This is a genomic window from Sphaerisporangium album (assembly GCF_003323745.1).
In the GTDB taxonomy this organism is placed as follows: Bacteria; Actinomycetota; Actinomycetes; order Streptosporangiales; family Streptosporangiaceae; genus Sphaerisporangium; species Sphaerisporangium album.
The window spans coordinates 42,056-61,288 of the sequence record NZ_QOIL01000030.1; the positions used below are offsets into that span (position 1 = coordinate 42,056).

The following is a 19,233-nucleotide window of genomic DNA, read 5'->3' on the forward strand; positions in this document are numbered from 1 at the left end:
CGGCTGTGGCAGGGCCGTCCAGTCGCAGCGGCCATCGGGACTGTGTGCCGTCGGTGATGATCGCTCCGCCGCTCAGCTGCGACAGCCGCATGCGCGTGCCTGCGCCTGCGAGCGGAGGGGCCATGGCCTGCAGCAGGTCTAACCTGTCCAGGATCGTTTGGTCGCTGTCTTTCACAGCGGACTGCGCCACCTCGCTGATCGAGAACAGCGCGTCCGCCTCAGCCCCCTCAGCGGTCTCTAGCAGTGAGCGGCGTACGCGCGGAACTGGGCGGTTTCCGGCGGGGCGCTCGTGCTCGGCCAGGGCCGTGGTGGTGAGCTGCGAGGTGGCCTGGGTGAGATAGCCGTAGACCTCCTTGAGGATCACCGCGCCGAGTGATTGTTCGCCGATCAACGCCAGGCTGGCCATCCCGCTGCGGTACGCATTTCCCAGCCGGTAGGCGCGCAGCAGGATGTCGGAGGTCACCGAGTCCAGGGCCGGTTCCAGCCACTGCAGGACCTGTCTCCAAGTCAGATGTCCGGCGCGCCGCCCTTCACCGATGCTGACGGTGATGCCGGCCCGCTCGATATCGATGCTCTCGCTCAGGCCCGCATCCGGTTCGCCTTGCCGTCGCTGACTGCGTGTTGCCCATAGGTCCACGTCTCGCAGATGGCGCGGATCGACAGCCGCCCGGATGACCGCGACCAATGTCGAGGATGGCAGTTTGGTCAGGGTGAGGGCGATATCGGAGGCGGTCAACGGCGCAGAGGGCTCGGTCGGTGAGGTGGTCTGTGCCGAGGGGTCATCGCGGGGTAGGGACGGCTGTGGTGTTGCGCGGGCAGGCGTCGACTGGGGTGTGGCGGCTGGTGCAGCCGAAGGAAGGGCCGATTGCGCTGCTGCGTCTTCGGTGGGGGCCGAGCGAGTTGGGCTCGCTTGGTGTTGCCCGATGGGTGCTTGCCCGGGAGGCGTTTCCGCAGGGGGAGAGGTGTGAAGTCCTGCTCGGGCCGTCAGAAAGGCGTGGAAGCGGTTGGCGACCTCCTCAACAGGGGTTTGGCTGGTCATCCCCAGCCCGGCATCGGCCCATGTGCTGCCACGGAACACCGGGAAGATGCCAGGGCCGGTGGCGCGGACGTAGATGGTCCAGGGCCGCGCTCGGGGGGCGGGGCGCCAGCTCACTCCAAAGGAGCCCATGGTGGCATCCCAGGTCAGCGCTAGATACCCGTTGGGCACACCGAGCCGGTCCAATGCCGATTGGAGATCCATCGCGTGCTGGAGGTCATCGACGCGGTCCTGGGGAAGGGAGCCCAGGTGGCAGTCGGCCGGATCGCAGGTGTGGGTGCTGTGCCAGGCGTGCTGCAGGTCCTGGTCGGTGAGCCGTCTGCTCGTCGGCGCCTGGGCGTGAGAGGAATCGGGGAGGTCGTGGACCGATGCGGGGGAGGCCGCGGTCTTTTCGCTGACCGGCAGGGCTGGGTCGGGATCAGGCTGTGGTCTGTGCCCGGGGGCTTCTTGCTGGGCGGCCGGTTCGGCCTCACCCGCATGCAGGTCATCGGGGCGGGCGGTGTCGTGGTCGGCGTGTGGCAGGAGTGGTTCTGGGGCGTGTGTCCGAGCATCACGGCCGGTGTCCTGGGTGACTGTGGAGTGATGCTCTGTGGTTGGCGCGTCGACGATCGTGACGGCGGGGGCCTGGGTTTCCTGTGTGACCTGGTCGCCCTGGCCATGGGCGGTGGTTGGCTGAGGCGATTGGCTAGGAGCTGCCTGGTCGTCGCCGGCCGGAGCTGATGTGCCGATAGTCGCCCGGTGGGCTCCCTGGGGCTGAGCGGCCGCTCCCGAGGTGGTCCCGGTGTCATGGTCGCTCGGGGCAAACAGCGGCTTCAGGGAGTGAGGTAAATGGATGACACGGGTTGTGGCGTCAAGTCCGGCATGTTTGTACCACGGTATGGTTATCGGCTTCTTGCGGAGGACGAGCTCGCCAGTTATTTCGACGTACTGGCCGCGATCGACCGGCCATTGGGTTATGCGAACTGCATCATCTTGGTAGCCGCCGTACTCGATTAGGGTGCCGGGTGGCAGATGGGTCAGTGGCTCCTCGTCGTGCCAGCGGGAAGGCAACACCATTTCAAGCGCGTGCAGGCGTTGCATTTGGGCGAGGTGTTCTGGGCTGGCCGAGGGCTGTTCGCCCGTCTCGAAGAGCGTGGTAGCAGTCACCGGAGAGGCGATCTTGTGGGAGATGGCCGGCTTCGCCGGCACTGCTCCGTTCTGATTGGCCTCCAGTGCCCGTTCGGCGATCGTGGTGGCGGCATGATGGGCCAGTGTCTCAAGTTCCCGCAGCGCTGCAGTGTGAAGCTCCGCCTGGTCGATGAGCCGGAAATGTTTCCAGGCCGCGTTGTACCTGCTCTGTAGCCGAGCAGCGGTGAGGAATAGTTCCTTCGTTTCGTGGTCGAGGCCTGCGGAGACCCACTTACGCAGTCGCCCCCAGGAGATAAGACCCTTGCGTTCTCCACCTTCCCACCGGATGGTGATTTCTATGCCCTTGCGCCCGACTTGAATAAACTGTCTCTGGGGCTCGGATTCTGCTCGGTCGGTCCACCCCGCTCCGTAGTTGCTGGAAATGAGAGAATTGAGCGCCGTCTCCCTTTCGATGCTGACTATCACAGCGGCGATATCATGCGCGCTCAATTGCTTAATTGTATAGAAGATATCGATGTCGGTGAGGTTGTCATCCCCCGGTGAATCGCGATGCGGCGCCGACGGCACGAGCGGCTCGGCTAGCGCTGAAGGACCGTCCTGGCTTGGCCCCGCGTCCTTGACGAGGTCGGGGGATATGCCGTGCTGCTCACCCGTGCTTTGGCCGTGACGCGTATTGATCTGGAAGAGCGGCAATACTCCGAGCTGTGGATCCGGTGCGGTGTTCTGGTGTTCGCTCAGCCTTCCCCGCGGGTCTGCTGCTCTAGGCACATTCTGACCGATGGGGTTGGGGGAGGGTATCGCCTGCTGTGCCGCGGCGTGAGCATCCCTTTTCAACCCGCCAGAGGTATCAGGGGCGGGAGAGGAGCCGGTGACGACATTGGCTTGTTTGGCGGCTTCAACGATCGCTTGCTGAGCTGAGGTTGCGACGGCCAGCGCCTCGTCCCCGACGGCGTCCGGAGACGTTCGCTGGTGGCTGTCTCGAGCATCACTGCTGGCGGAGCGTTGGTCGTCGCGGGCGCGTACTGCCGCAAGGATCGTGTTCGCCGTTTCGCTGGTGATGCCGGGCCGGATCCAGTCAGCCAGCGCACGCCAGCCGAGTGTCCCGATGCGCGTGCCAGTTGACAGCTCTACCTGGATATGCAGGCCGCGAGGCTCGGCCCGCACGGACTGGACCGGCTGCCGGCCTGGAGTGCGATGCTCACGCAGGAGGGTAGTGGGGTAGAGGGCGGATACTTGTTCGGGGTCTTCCACCGCTTGCAGCAATCGGCTGAACCATTGCACCCCCACGCTGCTTAGGGCAGAGGCGACATCGTGGACAGTCAACGCGGCCGGCCGGATGCCCAGGGCGGGAAGGTGACGGCCGGCGGCAACATCGAGTGGGAGGGTGTCGCCGGACAGGGTCAGCGTGACCTGCATCCGCCCGTCCTCGTGATGCGTGACGCTCCCATAGGAGACGTTGGCCGCCTGCAGTCCCCGCATGACCACATCGAGCAGTTCACACGGTCCGTTCCATGGCGCATCGGGGACGGGCAGTTGCGAGTAGGCGGGATCCGTGGCATGCCTGCACACGTACTGGGCGAGGCGGGATGTGATCTCGATCTGTGGTGCCAGGCTCGTGAAATACAAAGACCGCAAGCGCTGCAACGCAGGGTCGTCGCTGTCCCGGAGAAGGTCCGACACCCAGGCCGAAAAGATACGTTCCGTGAAGTCGTGGTAGCCGTCCCACCGCTCTATTGAGCTGTCGTCGAGATCGTCGGGCCGCCAAGCCCGTACGGCTTCGGTGCGCAGGAGGGGTTCAGCAAGCGCCCGGGTCACGACAGCTGCCATCGCGGCGGTCAGGTGAGCGGGATCTCCCGCCTCACGTGCGAGCGAATGTTGCAGTGAGAGGTCGGCCAGGGCCGATTCGGGGACGAGCGCTGGTGAGGTGATGTGGTGTTCGTGCTCGGTTGCGTCACTGCGGGGAAGGCGCCGGCCGTCCAGCTCCTCCGTGGACGGCTCATTGTCGGCAGCAGGGTCACCCGGGTCGTGGTCGACTACGTCGGGTACGAGATTGGATTCTGCTGTGGGGACTTGCGTTGGTGCCGCCACCTGCGCGGCTGTGTCGTTGTCACCAGCCTGACCGCCGTCCTGCTGCGCAGATGCGGGTTGGGACTGGGCGGCTTGAACACTTTGGTAGAGCTGGCCTGCGTCCCAACGATGCGCGGCGCTGATGGCCCGAAGTGCGTCATAGAAACGTGGCGCGAAGTCCTCGTAGTCGGTCGCCAACGGCAGCATGATCCGCGCGTCGAGCTGTCCTCGTTCCCCCAGCCGGCTCCAGATTTCCCTGACTTGTTCTCTTCGGGACTCAAGGGTCCACCCGTGGGAGGCAAGGAACCGCGAGACGGCAGTGGGCGTGAGCGTGGAGGTCAGTGCAACCAGCGCACTGTCGGATGAAGAGCGCGTCGGCTGTCGTGGGCGTTGATCTTGCCGCGAGCGCTGAACGCGCTCGCGCCTGAGCTGAGAACGCTCATCGAGTGTGCTGGAGCTCTCGCCGTTGCGGGGATCGTGACCAGGAGAACGCGGCGCGCCTTTGGTGCCGGTCGTGCCGGGGCCGGGTAGTGCGGTGCTGGATGCCGATTCTTCCGCCCAAAGTTCCTGAGCAGGTGGTCGTGCGGAAGAGGACTCTGTGTCAGGCTCCGCCTTGTGCCAAGCTGTGCTCAGCAGATCTCGTCCTGCCACCTCTGCGGTCGCAGGGCCTGGTAGCGGGCCGGCTTCCGGTGCTGGAGTATCTGGCTGGCTGCGGACACTGGCAGGGCTGGTGGGGGTCGGAGCAGACGGCGTGAGGGCAGTGGTCGCCACTGGCTCAGCCAGCCCAGCACGGGGAGCGACGGCGGAGCCGCGGACGGCGAAGCCTTGGGCACTGCTGGCCAGACGGTGCAAGGCCATACGATCCTCGGCTGCCACGAAGGCCTGACGTGCAGCCAACAGACGCTCGCCATCCAGGCATACCTGCGCCAGGTCTCGAACGGCTTCGGTGAGGGCCCCTCTGTATGCCAGCGCATGCTCAACATGCCGCCAGGCCAACTCCACCCAAGCACCTTCATTGGTGCCCGAGAACCCGGATTCCGCGCCGAATTCCTTCTCCTCTGCGGCGAGAGTGCGAGCCGTCGAACTGGCCGCCCAGGCCTGATAAGCCTCCGCCACCAGTTGCACAGGCGTCTCACCTGCGAGGGCCGAAGGGATCGCCAGCGGGGGATCTGCCTGGCGGACCACGGACTGCGCCTGATCGGCGTCAGCGGGTGGATCCTCATCACGGGCCGGGCTCTTCGGCGCCGAAGTTGTGGATTCTTCCGCGTGTCCTAGGGCCGTTGCAGGTTCTTCCCTGGTGAGAGCAGGCGTGGCCTCTGGGGATGAGGTGGGGGCTAATGGTTCAGTAGCCGTGGCAGCCATCTGCCCGGCCACACCCGGGCTGCCCGGCCACGGCCGATGCACTTCGGGATGCTGGAGGCCCTTGGGTGTCTGCGGCGTTGTCGCTGGAGGGAGCTGCTTGTCGTCGTGGTGCGTCGACGCGCCGGAGTTCCGAGCAGGTTCGTCCATCGCGCGGACCACAGGCTGATCGGTTCCCCCGTGGCGTTGGCCGGCTGGGGGAGACGTTGGGAGGGGGCGCGATGTCGCCGGGTGAAGCGGGTTTTCCGGGGTCTGATCGGTGAGCGTGACTTGTGCGTGGGGGGCTCGCGAGAGGGGAGGTGGGGCGAGGGTGGCATCGGTGGTGGCACTCGCCGCATGGTCCCCTGCAACGTTGGGTGCTTCCCGTGTCTGCGAGATAGGGGGGCGTGCGCTGTCTGTGAGGGCTTGAGCATCGTCGGGCGACGTTGCGCCGCCGGGGGACCCGGCGGACTCGGTCATGCTCCTGTTGAGCGTTGGGCCGGGGGCCTCGACACTGCCCACGCTGTCGTTGCGCGGGTCAGGCGACGCAGCGAGCGAGGAGTTTTCGTCAGGCTCGCCTCGCTTCGCGCTGGGTACTTCCGCCAGACTGGCGCCCATCTCGTGCGCGCCGTCTGAAGGGGCCTCGTGCCGCGGCTCATCCCCAATCTGGTGGGTGATCTCTGGCTGGCGGGGCTTGGTGGCCGCCGTTTCGGCGTGCCTGGCATCGGCCGGAACGCTGGGTGCTCCAACGATGGGAGCATGCGGTCCAGGGGCGGAGTCGGCTTCTGCCTCTGGGGTAGGCAGCGGAGGAGAAGTTTGCAGCCGTTCATCGGCCGGGTCTGTCAGGCCAAATGCCTGCAGCGCGCTGGCCAGCGAGGGCTCGGCTCCCAGCCTGATGTTGAAGTGGTCCGCGACCCCACTGGCCAGGAACGCCAGCATGTCGTGCTTGGCCTGGCCGTCGCTCCAGCCTGCAACCACTCTCCATATCGCAAGAACCTCGTGGCGGGACGCAGACCGCCACCAGTCATCGTTGAGCCACAGCAGCAGAGTCGCTCGCTCATAGACCTGTTCGGCGTTTTCGCCTCGCATGGCCGCATCAGCGGCCTCGATGCGCAGTTCCACGTACGACAGCTGTTCTGCCAGCGATGCCAGCACCCCCGCCTGTGCGGGGACGGTACCCACCTCGTCGGCCGACGTCGGGCCGTGCACGGCGATCAGATCACGGATCCGCCGACTCTCCACCAGCAGTGCATTGCGCACCTCTTGAGGTTCGGCCGGCTCTCCGGCGAGGATCCGTTCACGTCGATCCAGCACTCTGTGACGTACCGCATTGGCTTGGCCGCCACTGATGAGGACGAGCGGATCCGCCGTGACATCGTCGCCCTCGAACACTTCAATCGCGAACCGGCGCGAGAGCGCCGCGTTGGCTTCCCCCGTCGCTTGGCTGAGTTGAGCATCGAACGCGAGCAGCTGCTCAGCGCCAAACAACTCTGCCGAACTACCGGCGCCGGGGGAGCGGCCGATCATCTGGGTTGCGATGGTTCCGAACCAGAGATCACGAATCACATAGCTGTATCGCGGCTCTGTCGTCGCGTCACCATGGAACACCGGCTGGCGCGTGTTGGACGGCCAGGTGCGAGCCAGCAGGGCGACCACATCGCGCGCCTGCATCCGGACACTGCCGACGCGAACCCCGTAACGGGCCTCGGTCTGTGCGGTCAGGTGGAGCAAGGCTGCCTGTGCTGTGGGCTCGGCCACCGCCGCCCAGCTCACGATGAGCTGCCACACTGCGCCCAACCGCTCCGGAGAGGCTTGCTCCCACCAACTATCCTCATAGACCTGCCGCATGATCGGCTGCGCAATTGCCAACTGTCCCTGCAGATGCCGGGCATAGCGACGCCGCGCCGCATCTCCCTGGGCTTGAGCAAACCGAGCCTGTTCACCTCGTCGCGCCGCCTGGTACTCGCCGCGGCGGCGTCCGCCCATCACTGCCTGTTGCACCCGTTGAAACAGCGGATGACGTCGCGCCGCTCGTAGAAGAGACATCGCCATGGTGACTCCGTAGGCAGGGAGGGGGCTAGGACTTGAGAAGGACAAACGGTGGGGGTGGCCAAGAGCTCAGTACAACCAGCGCGGGTGGGGCTTCCTCGGCCCAGTCGGCGCCATGGCTGTTGCGACCAGGGGAAACGCCGGATAGAAGACCTAGACTTCTCCGCCCCGGCATAGCCCATCCACTGGTCGCAGCCCCCCGCTGCGCGGTGCCTTTCAACACCTGACATGGATCTGACTATTTCTGTCAATCAGAGTAAACAGAAAAGTGTGGCTCTGGCCATTGATGCAACCGAGTTGAGGCGACCTCTCGACCTGCACGACCGGGGGAAGCCGATGATCGAGCGATCCGGAGAGCGATCTCGATCAGTTGGTTGCTGACCGAGAGTGCTGGGACGTTGTGGTTCCCTGCTTGGGCGATGTCGTCGCGCTGGCGTTTGGGCGTAGAGCAGCATCAGGCATGCCGAGATACGAGGCTGAACGAGAGCGGAATCGCCAAGATCACCTTGAGGTGCGGCTGGGCAAAGAGCGGATTCGCAGCTGAATACCAGGCGGCCGTGGCGACGCAGCAGCACAATCCCTCGGATGCGCCGAGATGCTGCAGCAGGAATGCCAGGCGTTGATAGTCGGCGTGGAGACCCCTGCGCCGATCCCGGCGCCACCCGTACACCAGTTGCAGCAGGCCCAGCATGGTGCCGCCGCCCGGGGCGCCTCGCCGACGCCGTTCGGGCTGCCGGTGAACATCACCGTGCACTGCATCAGACTCGTCGTGGTGCCGCCGCGGATCCCCTGCAGCCAGAGCCTGCCGTTGGCCAGGGTGGTCACGCTCCAGCTCGCGCCGACAGTGATCTTTATGCCGACCTGGTAGAGGCCGTTCCGGGCGATGATCAGCCGGTCGGGGTTGCATGCCGACCACACATCCCCGCCGAATAGAACGCCGGGCCAGCGCACCGTCTCGACGTGACGGTCCGGTAATCGCCGTCGCCGGACAGCCGCGCCCGCGCCTCCGGCGGCGACCTCGCGGCCGTGCGCGTGGTCGCCGTAGGCCAGCGCGACGCTGGAGCCTTCGGCGGCGACGTCGCCGGGCGGGACTGGCTAGGCGTGAACGTGCCCGGCGTCGGCGATCGGCCGCTCGCGCCGGCGGCCGCGCCCTGCCCGGGCTTCACCTGGGACAGGTCCTCCCCGGCTCCCACTCCTCGCGGGCGTGCACGTGGTCGGCGCGCGTCAACGTCGCGGAGGTGCCGGAGCCGAGCGACCGCCGCGCCCGGCTCATCACAGCCGGGTCACTGCTCGGTGGTGCCGAGCGGGCGGACCATGGCGTCCAGGACGGGTGCCTCCGGCGTCGGATGGCAGGTCCCGGCCAGACGCCACCCCCAGTGGTCGTACATCGCGCGGGCCGGTGCCTGCGGGTGGGCCAGCAGCGTCGCCCACGGCTCGGGACGGCCGGCGAGGATCTCGCGGAGCAGCCGCCCGCCCGTGCCGGCTCCCCGGTACGGCTTGCGCAGGATCAGCTCGATCACCGTGAACTTGTCGACCTCGCGCAGCGGGGAGGCGGGCTCGGTGGACTCGCCGCCCCACCAGGTCCCGGCGGGCATGGTGTACCCGAAGGAGAACCCGGCCAGGTGGTCGCCGTCCTCCACCGCGACCAGCTCGAACCCGGGGCGTTGGACCTGGGCGCGGGTGCGGGCCAGGTACTGCTCGCGGCCGTACAGCGTGATCCCGGCGTACGGCGGCTCGCTGTAGATCTCCTCGTAGGCGGTCACGAAGCGCTCGTCGAGGGCTGCGGTGGCGTCGCTCCCGGTCATGCGGCGAAACTCGATGGGCACGATCACTCTCCAGAGGTCAGGGCCAGACGATGGCGGTAGTCGATCACGGGCCTGCGTGATCGGTCGGCGGCGGGTACGGCGTCCGCGGCCGCGGAGGCGAGCCGGCGGACGAAGATGGTCTGCTCGGGCAGCCCCTCCACGATGTCCAGTGCCTGTTCCAGCCCGCCGTACACGTCGCCGTCCCGGACCGCCGAGATCGTCTGATGGAGCCGGATCAGCGCGAGCTGCCGCCGGACGTAGGACGTCTGAACGCGCGGATAGGCGTTCAGCGCCTCCTGCTGGGCGTGACCGGCGTCGGCGCTGCCGAGGTAGGTGTGCACGAAGGACCGGGCGTGCAGCATCCGGGTGACAGGCCACCCGTCAGTGGAGCCGTAGTCGCCGGTGATCGTGTCGGGGAGCTCGTCGACCAGCCGCGCCTGACCCTCCAGGGCCTGACGCGCGGCCTCGGCGTTGCCGGTCATCGCGTGGACCTGGGCCAGGGCGACGTAGGCCTCGGCCGCGCCCGCGCAGGCACGACCGGCGGCCGCGGCCAGGGCGGCCTCGGCGCGCGCGATGATCATGGAGGCGGGCCGGTCCTCGAAGACGGCGTGAACCGCCTCATAGGCGTTGGTGACGGCGATCAGCTCGCCGTCGCTCGTGCGGTCGGCCGCGTGGCGGGCGGTCGCCCACCAATGCCGGGATTGACGGGTCTGCCCGGCCGCCCCGACGGCCAGGGCGAGCATGAAGGTCATGCGGGCGTTCACCCGCCACCACGCCGGTGACCGCCCGCCGGGCGCCGCCAGCAGCTTTTGCAGCGCGAGCAGGTCCAGCGCCAGATCCGGGATCACCTGGGGAAGCGGCCGTGCCCGCACGGCGTGGGAGTACTCCCACGCCGTCTCCTCCCATTCGCTGACGCTGGCCGGTCCCATCCTCGCGTCAACGACTTCTCGTAGCTGGTCGAGCCCCGGCAGGGGCGCCGCCACCGCTGTCACTGCCAGCCCTGCGATGCCCGAGAGGAGCTGGCGCCGTACTTCGTCCATTCCCTCAGCATCGACCGTCGCCGCCGCGGGCACCACCGGTCTGACCGGTTGCGTGGCCGTTTCGGCACCCTTGAACAGGGCGATCAAGATGCCCTGGGCGCCGAGGATGCGATCCAGATCCGCCACCACGGAGAGCTGCGGGATGCGCTCCCCGCGTTCGATCCGGGCGAGAAACGAGTGGTTGATGTGGGCGTGAGCTGCGGTTGCCCGCAGTCCCCAGCCGTGTACGTCTTCACGCCAGTGGCGGATCGCGGCGCCGAGCACATGCCATGGCGAGCCGTGCGGGCCGGCGCTGGGAGAGGCGTGGGTCAAGGCTGCTCCCTGGTGTGGCCAGGCGTGGCCGCCCGTACAGCCGCACCGTCCCGGCGATCGTCCGGATCACGCTGACCCCGGAGGCGTTGAGGTTGTCGCCGAGCGCCCGGTCGGCGTCGATCTCGGGTGCCAGCACGAACCGCGCCTGGGCGATCGCCCCGGCCGGAGCCCGCCACGGCCCGCCCACCTGGCCGATCGCCCGGGCCCGGCACGCCGCCACGTACCCCTCCGGGGTGATCGTCCGCACCGTGGCCCCATCGGGAATCCGGATCGCCGGCCAGAACAGGCCGATGTGCTGGCCCTGCCCGGCCGCCACCGCCTTCAGCGCCACCGCGGCGTTCTGCGCCGACCCGGCCGGGGTGCCCGGCGCGACCGCCGCCAGGCCGATCCGCCGGTTGGCCCGGCAGTGCACCAGCAACCCCGACCCGACCCCCGAGGACGGCTGCCCCGGCACCGCCACGCAGCCGGTGCCGAGCTCGGGACGGAACAGCGCCAGCGCCGCCACATAGTGGCTCGCGGTGACCGAGGCCCGGTCGTCGGTCCCGCCCGCCAGGCCGACCGGCGCGGTGGTGACCGCCGGGTTGTTGTCCGGTGCCGGCGCGGTGGACCCGGCGTTGGTCGCCCGGATGTAGGCCGAGCTCGCCGTGGCGGCCACCGCCGCGGCGGGGGAGGCCAGCCCCGGATAGGTCTCCACCACGCGCCCGTCGAACAGCACCGACAGGTCATAGGTGTTGCTCGCGGTGCCGTTGGCAACCGACACCTGCAGCCGGGTGCCCCACGACCCCGGGAAGGCCGCGGAGATCTGCAGCGTCTGCGCCGGGGAGCCCGCGCGGTCGTTGAGCGCGGCCTGCGAGGCGGTCGCCGCCGGGCCCACCACCCGGATCACCGCCGCCTCCATCCCGCCTTCCTCGAAGTGAGTGCGCAGGTCGTCGTACAGGTACCCGTACGGCACCCGGTCGCCGTAGACGTCGATGTACTGCTGAAGCGACCGCACCACCAGCGGCCGGTCCACCGGGCCGCGCTCGGTCATGCCCGCCACGAAGTAGCGTGCGCCGACGCTCTGCGCGGTCGAGGCCGGTCCTGAACGGGTGGCGGTGACGATGTTGACGCCGGGCATGGGCTACCCCTCGCTGGTCTCGGCGGCGCGGCCGCGACGGCGCGGCCCGGTCGCACTGTCGGCTGTGGCACCGGCGCGCGCGTCCTGGACGCGAGCCCAGGCGGCCGCGGCCCGCGGATCCATCTCGGCGGCCTCGGCCGGGTCGGGCAGCAGCCTCAGACGGTGGGCGGTGACGAGCTCGGCGACGACGGGGCCGGTGTCGTCCACGCACTCCCACTCGCCGGCGCCGACCACCCGGCCGTCGTCGGCCGTCACCGGGGTCGACAGCGGATTGAACGCCAGGACGAAACTCATGCGCACATCGTCATCAGCCTGAGCGTCGGAGGCCGGGACGTACATCGGCCGCCCGGCGTGTCGGGCGGCCCCGATGTCTCTGCTACCTCGGCGCCGAGGGCGGCGGTCGGCGTCCTTCAGTTCCGCCCGTGGTGGGGGTCGCGGTGGTGGTCGAAGGTTTGGTGGATGCTGGTCCGCCACATGGTGCGGATCAGGTCGGGAGCGTCAAGGGTCTCCGGGCAGAGCACTCCGTCGACCACCGCCCGGGCGCATAGCTCGGCGAGCTGCACGGCCCGTTCGTCGGTCGTGGTGACCTGCTCAGCGATGTTGACCGGCGTCAGCAGCCGCAGCGAGCCCTCCTGGACGTCCTCGGCCCGTACGGGGCCATGCTCCGGGTTGAGGGCCGCCACCAGCAGCTCGTGGGTGACGTCCGGCCGCTGCTTGTTGGCGGCCGGGACGCCCGGTATGTCCGCGAGGGTGACGACGCTGAGGGTGTACTGGGACCACAGGGGGTGCCAGATCGGCGCGGTGATGATCCAGCCGTCGAGCGCTGCGCGCGCGTGCGCCTGGTAGTTGGTCGGGGGTATGCGGTGGGCTGTGCCGTACGCGCCGGTGATCACAGTCATCACGACGTCCTTTCGGTGGGGTGCATTCCGCGGCGATGTGTCGTTGCGGGGATTCTGGTGGAATGCTGAGCCTTGCCGGTCCGGTGGTGGATGCCTCGACAACGCCAGCTCGACTCACCCGTCACCGACGAGCAGGCCGACGCCGCGTTGAACGGCCTCTACAAGATGTATCCCGACACCGCCGATCTGGTGCGCGAGCGCGCCGACATCCGCGCCTGACGCCGCAGATCATGCACGAGCGGGGCGTCGTCCATCAGTAGTAAGTGAGAGGGAAGGAGCGCAGTCAATATGGCCACCGGCTAGGTCGTGGACAAGAAGACCAGCGAGCGCGTGAGGGTCGCATCCGTGACCGGCGAAGACCCGTGTGAGGGCTCGTGCTGGTGCGGCTTCGGCGTCAGCGAGACGAGCGTCGACCGGGCTCGCACCGCCATCGAAGACCACCGCGAGGACCCGGAGGCCGAGGGCGGCCACGACGACCAGCGAGTCGTGTGGTGGGTGTAGCGGCGCCCGTCGTCCATCGGTAGGCAGAGAGACTTCATCACCCCTTCGAGGGACACCGGCCGCCCCCCCCCCGCCCGGGACGGCCGCCCGCCCGACGACCCCGAGGAGGGGACATGGACCACAGCGAGCAGTTCGCCGAATGGGAGCACGACCTCCTGCCCCGCAGCGACCAGAACCTGCCGGAACCCACCGCCGCCGACCGGGAGCGGTCGGAGCAGGACGCCTCGAACGCCGCAGCGGCACAGGCCGAGTGCGCTGTGCTGGACGTCCCGCCCGGTCCCGGCGCCACCGTCGACCTCACCGGCGTCTGGGAGCCCATCCGCCTGTCCCAGGCGCATTACGAGTACCGGGGCCGTGCCCTGGTCGTGCGGCTCGCTGATCGGGCCGCGCACGGCCGTGGCTGGATCGTCGCCCAGCGCCTGCTCCAGGCCGTGGACGCCATGTCGGGCTCTGCAGACGGCCAGGTCTACATGCAGATGCCTGCCGAATCCGCGCCGGGCCGCGTCGAGATCATCGCCTGGTGCTGGGACGGCCCGCTGCCGTGGCGGGTAGAGGCCGCGCTGGACGTACGGGTGGAGGACGGGCGGACCCGGATCACCGGAGCTGCTCCTGTGGTCCTCACCACCCGCGACTGGGACAGCGGGGCCATCACCTACGCGGACGGGGCGGGGACGCTGGCCGCCGTCGTCGCCGGATGGTTGACCGGCTGGATGGGGCGACTCGGTCTCCAGGGCGCGGCCGGGCTCGTCGGGCCCGAGTCGGGCGAGCTGCCCGAGGCGCCGTCAGTGGAGCAGTTCGCCGGCAGCCTGTAGCCCGCGCGATCGACGCCCGGATGCAGGCCGAGCCCGCCGTGGCGGTGGCCGTCACGGCGGGGGAGGCCAGCTCCACCACGCGCCCGTCGAACAGCACCGACAGGCCATAGGGACGCCGCGGATGTGTTCACCCTCGCGGCCTGTCAGTTCACCCGCTCGGACCGCAGGCGCGCCGCTTTCGCCATTGCCAGCGCTTCCCGCTCTGCGGCGGTCAGGGAGGAGCCGGGCACGGTACCCGGGCGGGCGGGGACGCGGTCGTCGACGAGCGTGAAGCCGAGACCTGAGGCTTGGTAGCGCATCCGGACCAACTCCGCGTCCACGTCATCGAGGGCGGTGACGTTCACCGGCATCGAGACGATCTCAACGCCCGGCGGATCCCGCATGTCCTTGTGCGCCGCGATCGCCTCATCAACGCGTCGCAGCAGGTCAACAGCTCTCGTCATGGCCGTCAGCGTAGAAGGCCGCAACCGGCCGACGCCGCCCCTTTGCGCGATGGTGACCGGGGCGGCGCAACCCGCTGGCAGGGCCCGAAGCAACGTCACCGGCCGGTGGCCGGGAAATGCCGATCGAGGATGTCGGCCCACTCCGGCAGGATGACGAAACCGCCGTTGCCGAAGAAGCGGCCCGCCTGGATGGAGACCAGCTCGGCCAGCGCCGCAGCGAACGGGCCGGCGGCCTGCTCTGCGGGCAGCGACTGGAGGGCGGCCTGGAACCGGGCGTGAGCGTCGGGGAACAACTGCCGCGCCCGCTCCTCTTTCTGGCGCGTACGCTCGACGCTCTCCATCAGCCGCGCCTGGTGGTCCAGGTAGTCGGGGCAGTCGCCGGCGTGGATCTGCTCGACCGTCGCCCCGTCCTCCAGCCACATGGCCACCACCATGTCCTCGGTGAGCGGAACGGCGGCCTTGCAGGCCGGGCACAAACGGGTCTGGGGTTGCGGCTGGCTGATGGTCATGAACATCACCTGACAGATCGGGGAACTGGGTGTGTCGCCTGAAAACGGCGGCGGTCCACCGTAAGCACTGCCCGGGCCGAACGACCGGGGATCTGGTGAATTTCAGGACGTCCAGGACTCGGGAGCGTACGCGACCGGGTCGAGGTGGTTGGCACTCCTGGCGGCCCGGGTCGGGCGTGGTCGAGCTGCGCGCGCTCGACGGCCGCCAGGAGTGCCCCCGCATGCCGCCGGTCCGGCCCCGGGGGCCGGGTACGTCACGTCATGGGCGTACGTGAACCGGGTGACGTACCCAGGAGCGCGTGAGGGGGATGGACAGATGAAGCCGATCGAGATCGCTCAGACCGCCTACGCGGCTTACCGGGAGTGGATGGCCCGAGGGGATGCGGGGGACAGTCCCCCCTCATGGGGAGAGCTTGAGGAGGCTGCACAGTGTGCGTGGCTGGCGGGGATCAGGGCTGCTTTTGAGGTGGTGGCGGAGGAGACAGGGAAGCGGCTTGAGGGAGACGGCGAGTAGGTAGCCGGACATGCGACCGGCCCGCCTCCCGGGGGACGGGAAACGGGCCGGTCGGGGGCCGGTCAGGAGGTGCTACGGCTGGGCCCCTGGTCGTCACAGGCGGCGGCCACACGCTCGTCGAAGTCGACAAGCTTCGAGGGGACGCCACCGGAGTGGAAGGCCGCCGCCTTGGATGAAGGCCGCGTGCTGGTCATGGTGGGCCCGCCCGCGCCGTTCATGGCAGGGCACGGCAACTTACTTGAGCTGCTCGGAGGGGTCGGCTCTCATCGCTCATGCAGCGCGGTGGTTCCCGTCCTGGGGATCTGACCTTCGGGGAAGGGACGGCGCCCAGAGCCCAGCGCCACCCGATACCAGACAGAAACCCTGGTCTGTTCGGTTTCAACGATGCCGGACAGACCCCTCCCCTTCAAAGTTTCCTTTCGTTTCGTCACAGTGATGAAACGAAAGGAAACGGTTGTGATGAAACGAAACGAAACCGCGCTAGGCTGCCCGCCATGACCGAACCCATCCCTGGCGTGCAGGAGACCCCGGACGCGGACTCAGACGCTGAGCCGCTGTGCAAGTTCGCCGTGCTCGGCCAGTGCGACCAGCCGCCGGCGCCGCCCGCGCACACCGGGCGCCCTACCGAGTTCTGCGACCGCGGCGATCACAACCCGCAGTCCTACTTCCGGGCCAAGCGCAAGGCCAAGCCCGGGCTGCCGGTGGTCGAGGACCAGGGCCGGGCGGTGACGGTGAACACCGCGCGCGCCTCCGAGCTCGCCCAGACCAGCCGCGAGCAGATCGCCGCGGCGGTGGAGAACCTGAACCGGTTGCTGGACGCCTTCGAGACGATCGGCGACATGGACGCCGCCGAGGCGGAGATCGCCTCGATCCAGGCGACCGCGCGGCAGGAGGTGGCCAACGCCCAGGTCGAGACGGAGGCGGCCCATCAGCAGCGCCGGACCGCCGAGGCCCGGCTGCGCGCGGCCGAGATCGAGCGGGAGGAGGCCGAGGCCGCCGCCGAGGATGCGATCGGCCGGATGGAGGAGGCCCAGCTGCACGCCCGGGAGGCCGAGGAGCTCGCCGAGACGGCGCGGTGCGAGGCCCGGGAGCAGATCGCCGCCGCCGAGCGGGAGCGTGACGAGCAGATCGCCGCGGTCCGGCGGCAGGCCGGCGCCGACGTCGACCAGGCGGGCCGTGAGCGCGACGAGGCGATCGCCCTGGTGCGTCAGGAGAGCGCGGCCGAGCTGGAGGGCATCCGGGCGCAGGCCGCCGCGGCGGTCGAGCGCGCCGAGCGCGAGCGTGATACGGCGCTGGCCGCCAAGGCGGAGGCCGAGCGGACCGCCGCCGAGGTGGTGGCCGAGTCCGGGCGGCGGGTGGCCCAGGCTGAGCAGCAGGCGCGGGACGCGGCCGCCGAGACCGAGCGGGTCCGCGCTGACGGTGAGCGCCGGCGCGAGGAGCTGACCGCCGCGCATCGTGCTCAGGTCGAGACGTTGACGGCGGCGGCCGCCGAGGCCCACCGCCAGGCCCAGGCGGCCGAGGACCGCGCCCGGCAGATCGCCGAGCAAGGCAAGGCCGATCTGGCGCAATTGCGCGCTGACGGTGAGCGTCAGCGGCAGGACCTCATCGACGCGCATCGTGCTCAGGTCGAGACGCTGACGGCGGCGGCCGCCGAGGCTCACCGCCAGGCCGATGCGGCCGAGGACCGCGCCCGGCAGGCCACCGAGCAGGCGCAGGCCGACCGGCGGCAGGTGCGCGACGACGCCGAGCGACGGCTGGAGGAGCTGATCGCCGCGCACCGCGCGCAGGTGGAGGTCCTCACCGCGAGCACCGAGGAGGCCCGCGCCGAGCTGAAGCTCCTGCGCGGCGCGGCCGCGGCGACGCCGGCTGCCGTGGGCGAGGCCGCGCCGGAGTGACATTCCGGTGGAATGCCGGGACCCGTGGTCAGGTGTGGCCAGGCCGGCTGGTCACGGGAACGCTGCCGCCGCGGCCCGGGCCAGCGGGTCGCGGCTCAGCCTGCGGGGAGTTAAACCGTCCGCAGGTCAGCAGCAACATTATTGGATTCACAGCCAGTGCTAAGGGATCCTATGGGGTATCAGCTGCCCCTCAGAACTGGGTCGTGGCGTCAGTCTTCGCGACAGCCTTGATCTCAATCTCCGTCAGTCCTCGCACACCCGACAAGATCGCGCCGGTCAGGTCCGCGCCGGTCAGGTCCGCGCGGGTCAGGTTCGCATAGGTCAGGTTTGCGCCGGTCAGGTCCGCGCGGGTCAGGTTCGCATAGGTCAGGTTCACGCGGGTCAGATTCGCGCGGGTCAGGTTCGCGCGGGTCAGGTCCACGTTGGCCAGGTCCGCGCCCTGCTCCCAGGACGCGTGCGCGCGGTTCGGGGTGAACACAATCCGTGGGTTGTTCAGGTCCGCGCCGAGGTTCGCGCCCGCCAGGTTCGCGCCCGCCAGGTTCGAGCCTGCCAGGATCGCGAGGCCGGTCAGGTCCGCGTTAACCAGGATCGCGCCGGGCAGGTTGACATGGGTCAGGTTCGCGCCGGTCAGGTTCGCGCCGGTCAGGTTCGCGCTGTTCATGTACGCGTAGGCCAGCCTGGCGTCGTTCAGGTTCGCACCGTTCATGTACGCGAGTGTCAGGTTCGCGCTATCCAGGTTCGCGCTGATCAGGTTCGCGCTGATCAGGTTCGCGCCGAACAGGTTCGCGCTGTTCATGTACGCGCCGGTCAGGCTCGCGCCGGTCAGGCTCGCATAGGTCAGGTTCGCGCCGGTCAGGTCCGCCCGAGCCAGGTCCGCCCGAGCCAGGTCCGCGCGGGTCAGATTGGCCTTCGGGGCGCGAAGGGTAGCCAGGTCTATGGTCGCGTCGTGGGTGCTACGGCGGCCGATGACGGTCAGTGCCGCCTGGATGTCGGTGGCTGGTGGCCCGGTGGTCTTGGTCTTGGGGGCGGGGTCGTGTTCGCGGGTGAAGGCAGCCAGGACGTCGTAGATGGTTCGGTGGTCACGTGGGGAGTCGGTGGCCAGGCGTTCCAGGGCGTAGATGCCGCCGAGGCGCACGTCCAGGGACTGGCGGTTGCCGAGTTGGTCGATGGCTTTGGTGTAGCGGTCGGTGACCTGTCCTTGCTGGGTGGTGTCCAGGGTGCGGGCGGTGTACCACAGGCTCAGGGCGGTGAAGACGACGCCGCCGATCACGACCAGTCCGGTGGCCGACTGCAGCAGGGTCTGGCGGGTGGCGTTGACCGCCTCCAGTCGGTCGGTGACCGACAGCTGGCGGCGTTCCTCATCGGTCAGCGGCTGCCGTTCTCCGGCGAGGCGGCGTGCGGCGGGGCCGAGCAGGACGGCGAGTCCGAGGGCGACGACGCCGCTCAGGGCTAGGCCGGCCAGTGTCCAGCGCGCCCAGTCCGGCGCGGATGCCAGCCCGAACCGCCGCAGGACGTCGTCCGGGGCCACGGCGGTGAAGGCCGCTACGGCGCAGGCGGTCAGCGTGCCCAGGTAGATCAGCGCGAGGGCCGGACGGCGCCACCTGCCGGGGGTCTGCGGGGGCGGGGTGACTGGCTGGAGGTCGGTCACTGAGGCCGGTGGTCGCGCGAGCGGGGGCGGGGTGATCGGTGTACGGCGCCTGGTCCGGCTATAGCGCAGGACTTCGGCCATGCCGACCGCAGCTAAGGCTCCTACCAGGACGCGACCCCA

15 protein-coding genes (1 of these 15 running past the window's edge) are annotated in these 19,233 nt (G+C 69.3%); 6 read left to right on the top strand and 9 right to left on the bottom strand.

Going from position 1 to position 19,233, the window contains the following annotated elements; all coding sequences use genetic code 11:
- Window positions 1-7,621, bottom strand: partial view of a DnaB-like helicase N-terminal domain-containing protein gene (locus DQ384_RS36535; protein WP_147269020.1) — the 5' end (the start) only. It extends 24,116 nt beyond the left edge of the window; only the first 7,621 of its 31,737 coding nucleotides appear in the window; its start codon is at window positions 7,619-7,621; its stop codon lies beyond the left edge, outside the window.
- A gap of 592 nt (window positions 7,622-8,213) precedes the next feature.
- Between DQ384_RS36535 and DQ384_RS36550 the strand changes: the two genes are divergently transcribed.
- Window positions 8,214-8,486, top strand: a complete 273-nt coding sequence (locus DQ384_RS36550) for a hypothetical protein (RefSeq protein WP_114033465.1) — start codon at window positions 8,214-8,216, stop codon at window positions 8,484-8,486.
- Between the two features lie 415 nt (window positions 8,487-8,901).
- Here the strand turns inward: DQ384_RS36550 and DQ384_RS36555 are convergent, their stop codons facing one another.
- The 5 genes from DQ384_RS36555 to DQ384_RS36575 form a co-directional block, all read right to left on the bottom strand.
- Window positions 8,902-9,444 (bottom strand): GNAT family N-acetyltransferase, encoded by a 543-nt coding sequence (locus tag DQ384_RS36555; RefSeq protein WP_147269021.1) that lies wholly within the window; start codon window positions 9,442-9,444, stop codon window positions 8,902-8,904.
- 2 nt (window positions 9,445-9,446) lie between these two features.
- A complete protein-coding gene (locus DQ384_RS36560; protein WP_114033467.1) occupies window positions 9,447-10,775 on the bottom strand; it encodes a helix-turn-helix domain-containing protein in 1,329 nt (442 codons plus the stop codon).
- Window positions 10,696-11,892, bottom strand: coding sequence for a hypothetical protein (locus DQ384_RS36565; RefSeq protein WP_114033468.1), 1,197 nt, complete (start codon window positions 11,890-11,892; stop codon window positions 10,696-10,698). Before DQ384_RS36565 ends, DQ384_RS36560 begins: the two co-directional genes overlap by 80 nt.
- A 3-nt stretch (window positions 11,893-11,895) precedes the next feature.
- A complete protein-coding gene (locus DQ384_RS36570) occupies window positions 11,896-12,186 on the bottom strand; it encodes a hypothetical protein (protein ID WP_114033469.1) in 291 nt (96 codons plus the stop codon).
- Between the two features lie 116 nt (window positions 12,187-12,302).
- Window positions 12,303-12,791 carry a hypothetical protein gene (locus tag DQ384_RS36575; protein ID WP_181871608.1) on the bottom strand — a complete coding sequence of 163 codons (489 nt, stop codon included), beginning with the start codon at window positions 12,789-12,791 and terminating at the stop codon, window positions 12,303-12,305.
- Between the two features lie 90 nt (window positions 12,792-12,881).
- Here DQ384_RS36575 and DQ384_RS43870 point away from each other — a divergent pair, with 90 nt between their 5' ends.
- From DQ384_RS43870 to DQ384_RS36585, 3 genes are all read left to right on the top strand, one after another.
- Window positions 12,882-13,010: a hypothetical protein gene (locus tag DQ384_RS43870; protein WP_281274178.1), complete on the top strand. Its 129-nt coding sequence runs from the start codon at window positions 12,882-12,884 to the stop codon at window positions 13,008-13,010.
- A 126-nt stretch (window positions 13,011-13,136) separates the two neighbouring features.
- Window positions 13,137-13,292 (top strand): hypothetical protein, encoded by a 156-nt coding sequence (locus DQ384_RS41805; RefSeq protein WP_181871609.1) that lies wholly within the window; start codon window positions 13,137-13,139, stop codon window positions 13,290-13,292.
- Window positions 13,293-13,405: 113 nt separating this feature from the next.
- Window positions 13,406-14,104, top strand: coding sequence for a hypothetical protein (locus DQ384_RS36585; RefSeq protein WP_114033471.1), 699 nt, complete (start codon window positions 13,406-13,408; stop codon window positions 14,102-14,104).
- A gap of 143 nt (window positions 14,105-14,247) precedes the next feature.
- Here the strand turns inward: DQ384_RS36585 and DQ384_RS36590 are convergent, their stop codons facing one another.
- On the bottom strand, window positions 14,248-14,547 hold the full coding sequence (locus DQ384_RS36590) for a hypothetical protein (protein WP_147269022.1): 300 nt from the start codon (window positions 14,545-14,547) through the stop codon (window positions 14,248-14,250).
- Between the two features lie 95 nt (window positions 14,548-14,642).
- Window positions 14,643-15,056, bottom strand: a complete 414-nt coding sequence (locus DQ384_RS36595) for a hypothetical protein (protein WP_147269023.1) — start codon at window positions 15,054-15,056, stop codon at window positions 14,643-14,645.
- 316 nt (window positions 15,057-15,372) lie between these two features.
- On the opposite strand from DQ384_RS36595, the gene DQ384_RS36600 reads away from it, so the two are divergent.
- Window positions 15,373-15,570: a hypothetical protein gene (locus DQ384_RS36600; RefSeq protein ID WP_114033474.1), complete on the top strand. Its 198-nt coding sequence runs from the start codon at window positions 15,373-15,375 to the stop codon at window positions 15,568-15,570.
- 494 nt (window positions 15,571-16,064) lie between these two features.
- Window positions 16,065-17,465, top strand: coding sequence for a coiled-coil domain-containing protein (locus DQ384_RS36605; protein ID WP_114033475.1), 1,401 nt, complete (start codon window positions 16,065-16,067; stop codon window positions 17,463-17,465).
- Window positions 17,466-17,655: 190 nt separating this feature from the next.
- Here DQ384_RS36605 and DQ384_RS36610 read toward each other — a convergent pair whose 3' ends face one another.
- Window positions 17,656-19,113, bottom strand: a complete 1,458-nt coding sequence (locus tag DQ384_RS36610; protein WP_181871610.1) for a pentapeptide repeat-containing protein — start codon at window positions 19,111-19,113, stop codon at window positions 17,656-17,658.
- Between the last annotated feature and the right edge of the window lie 120 nt (window positions 19,114-19,233).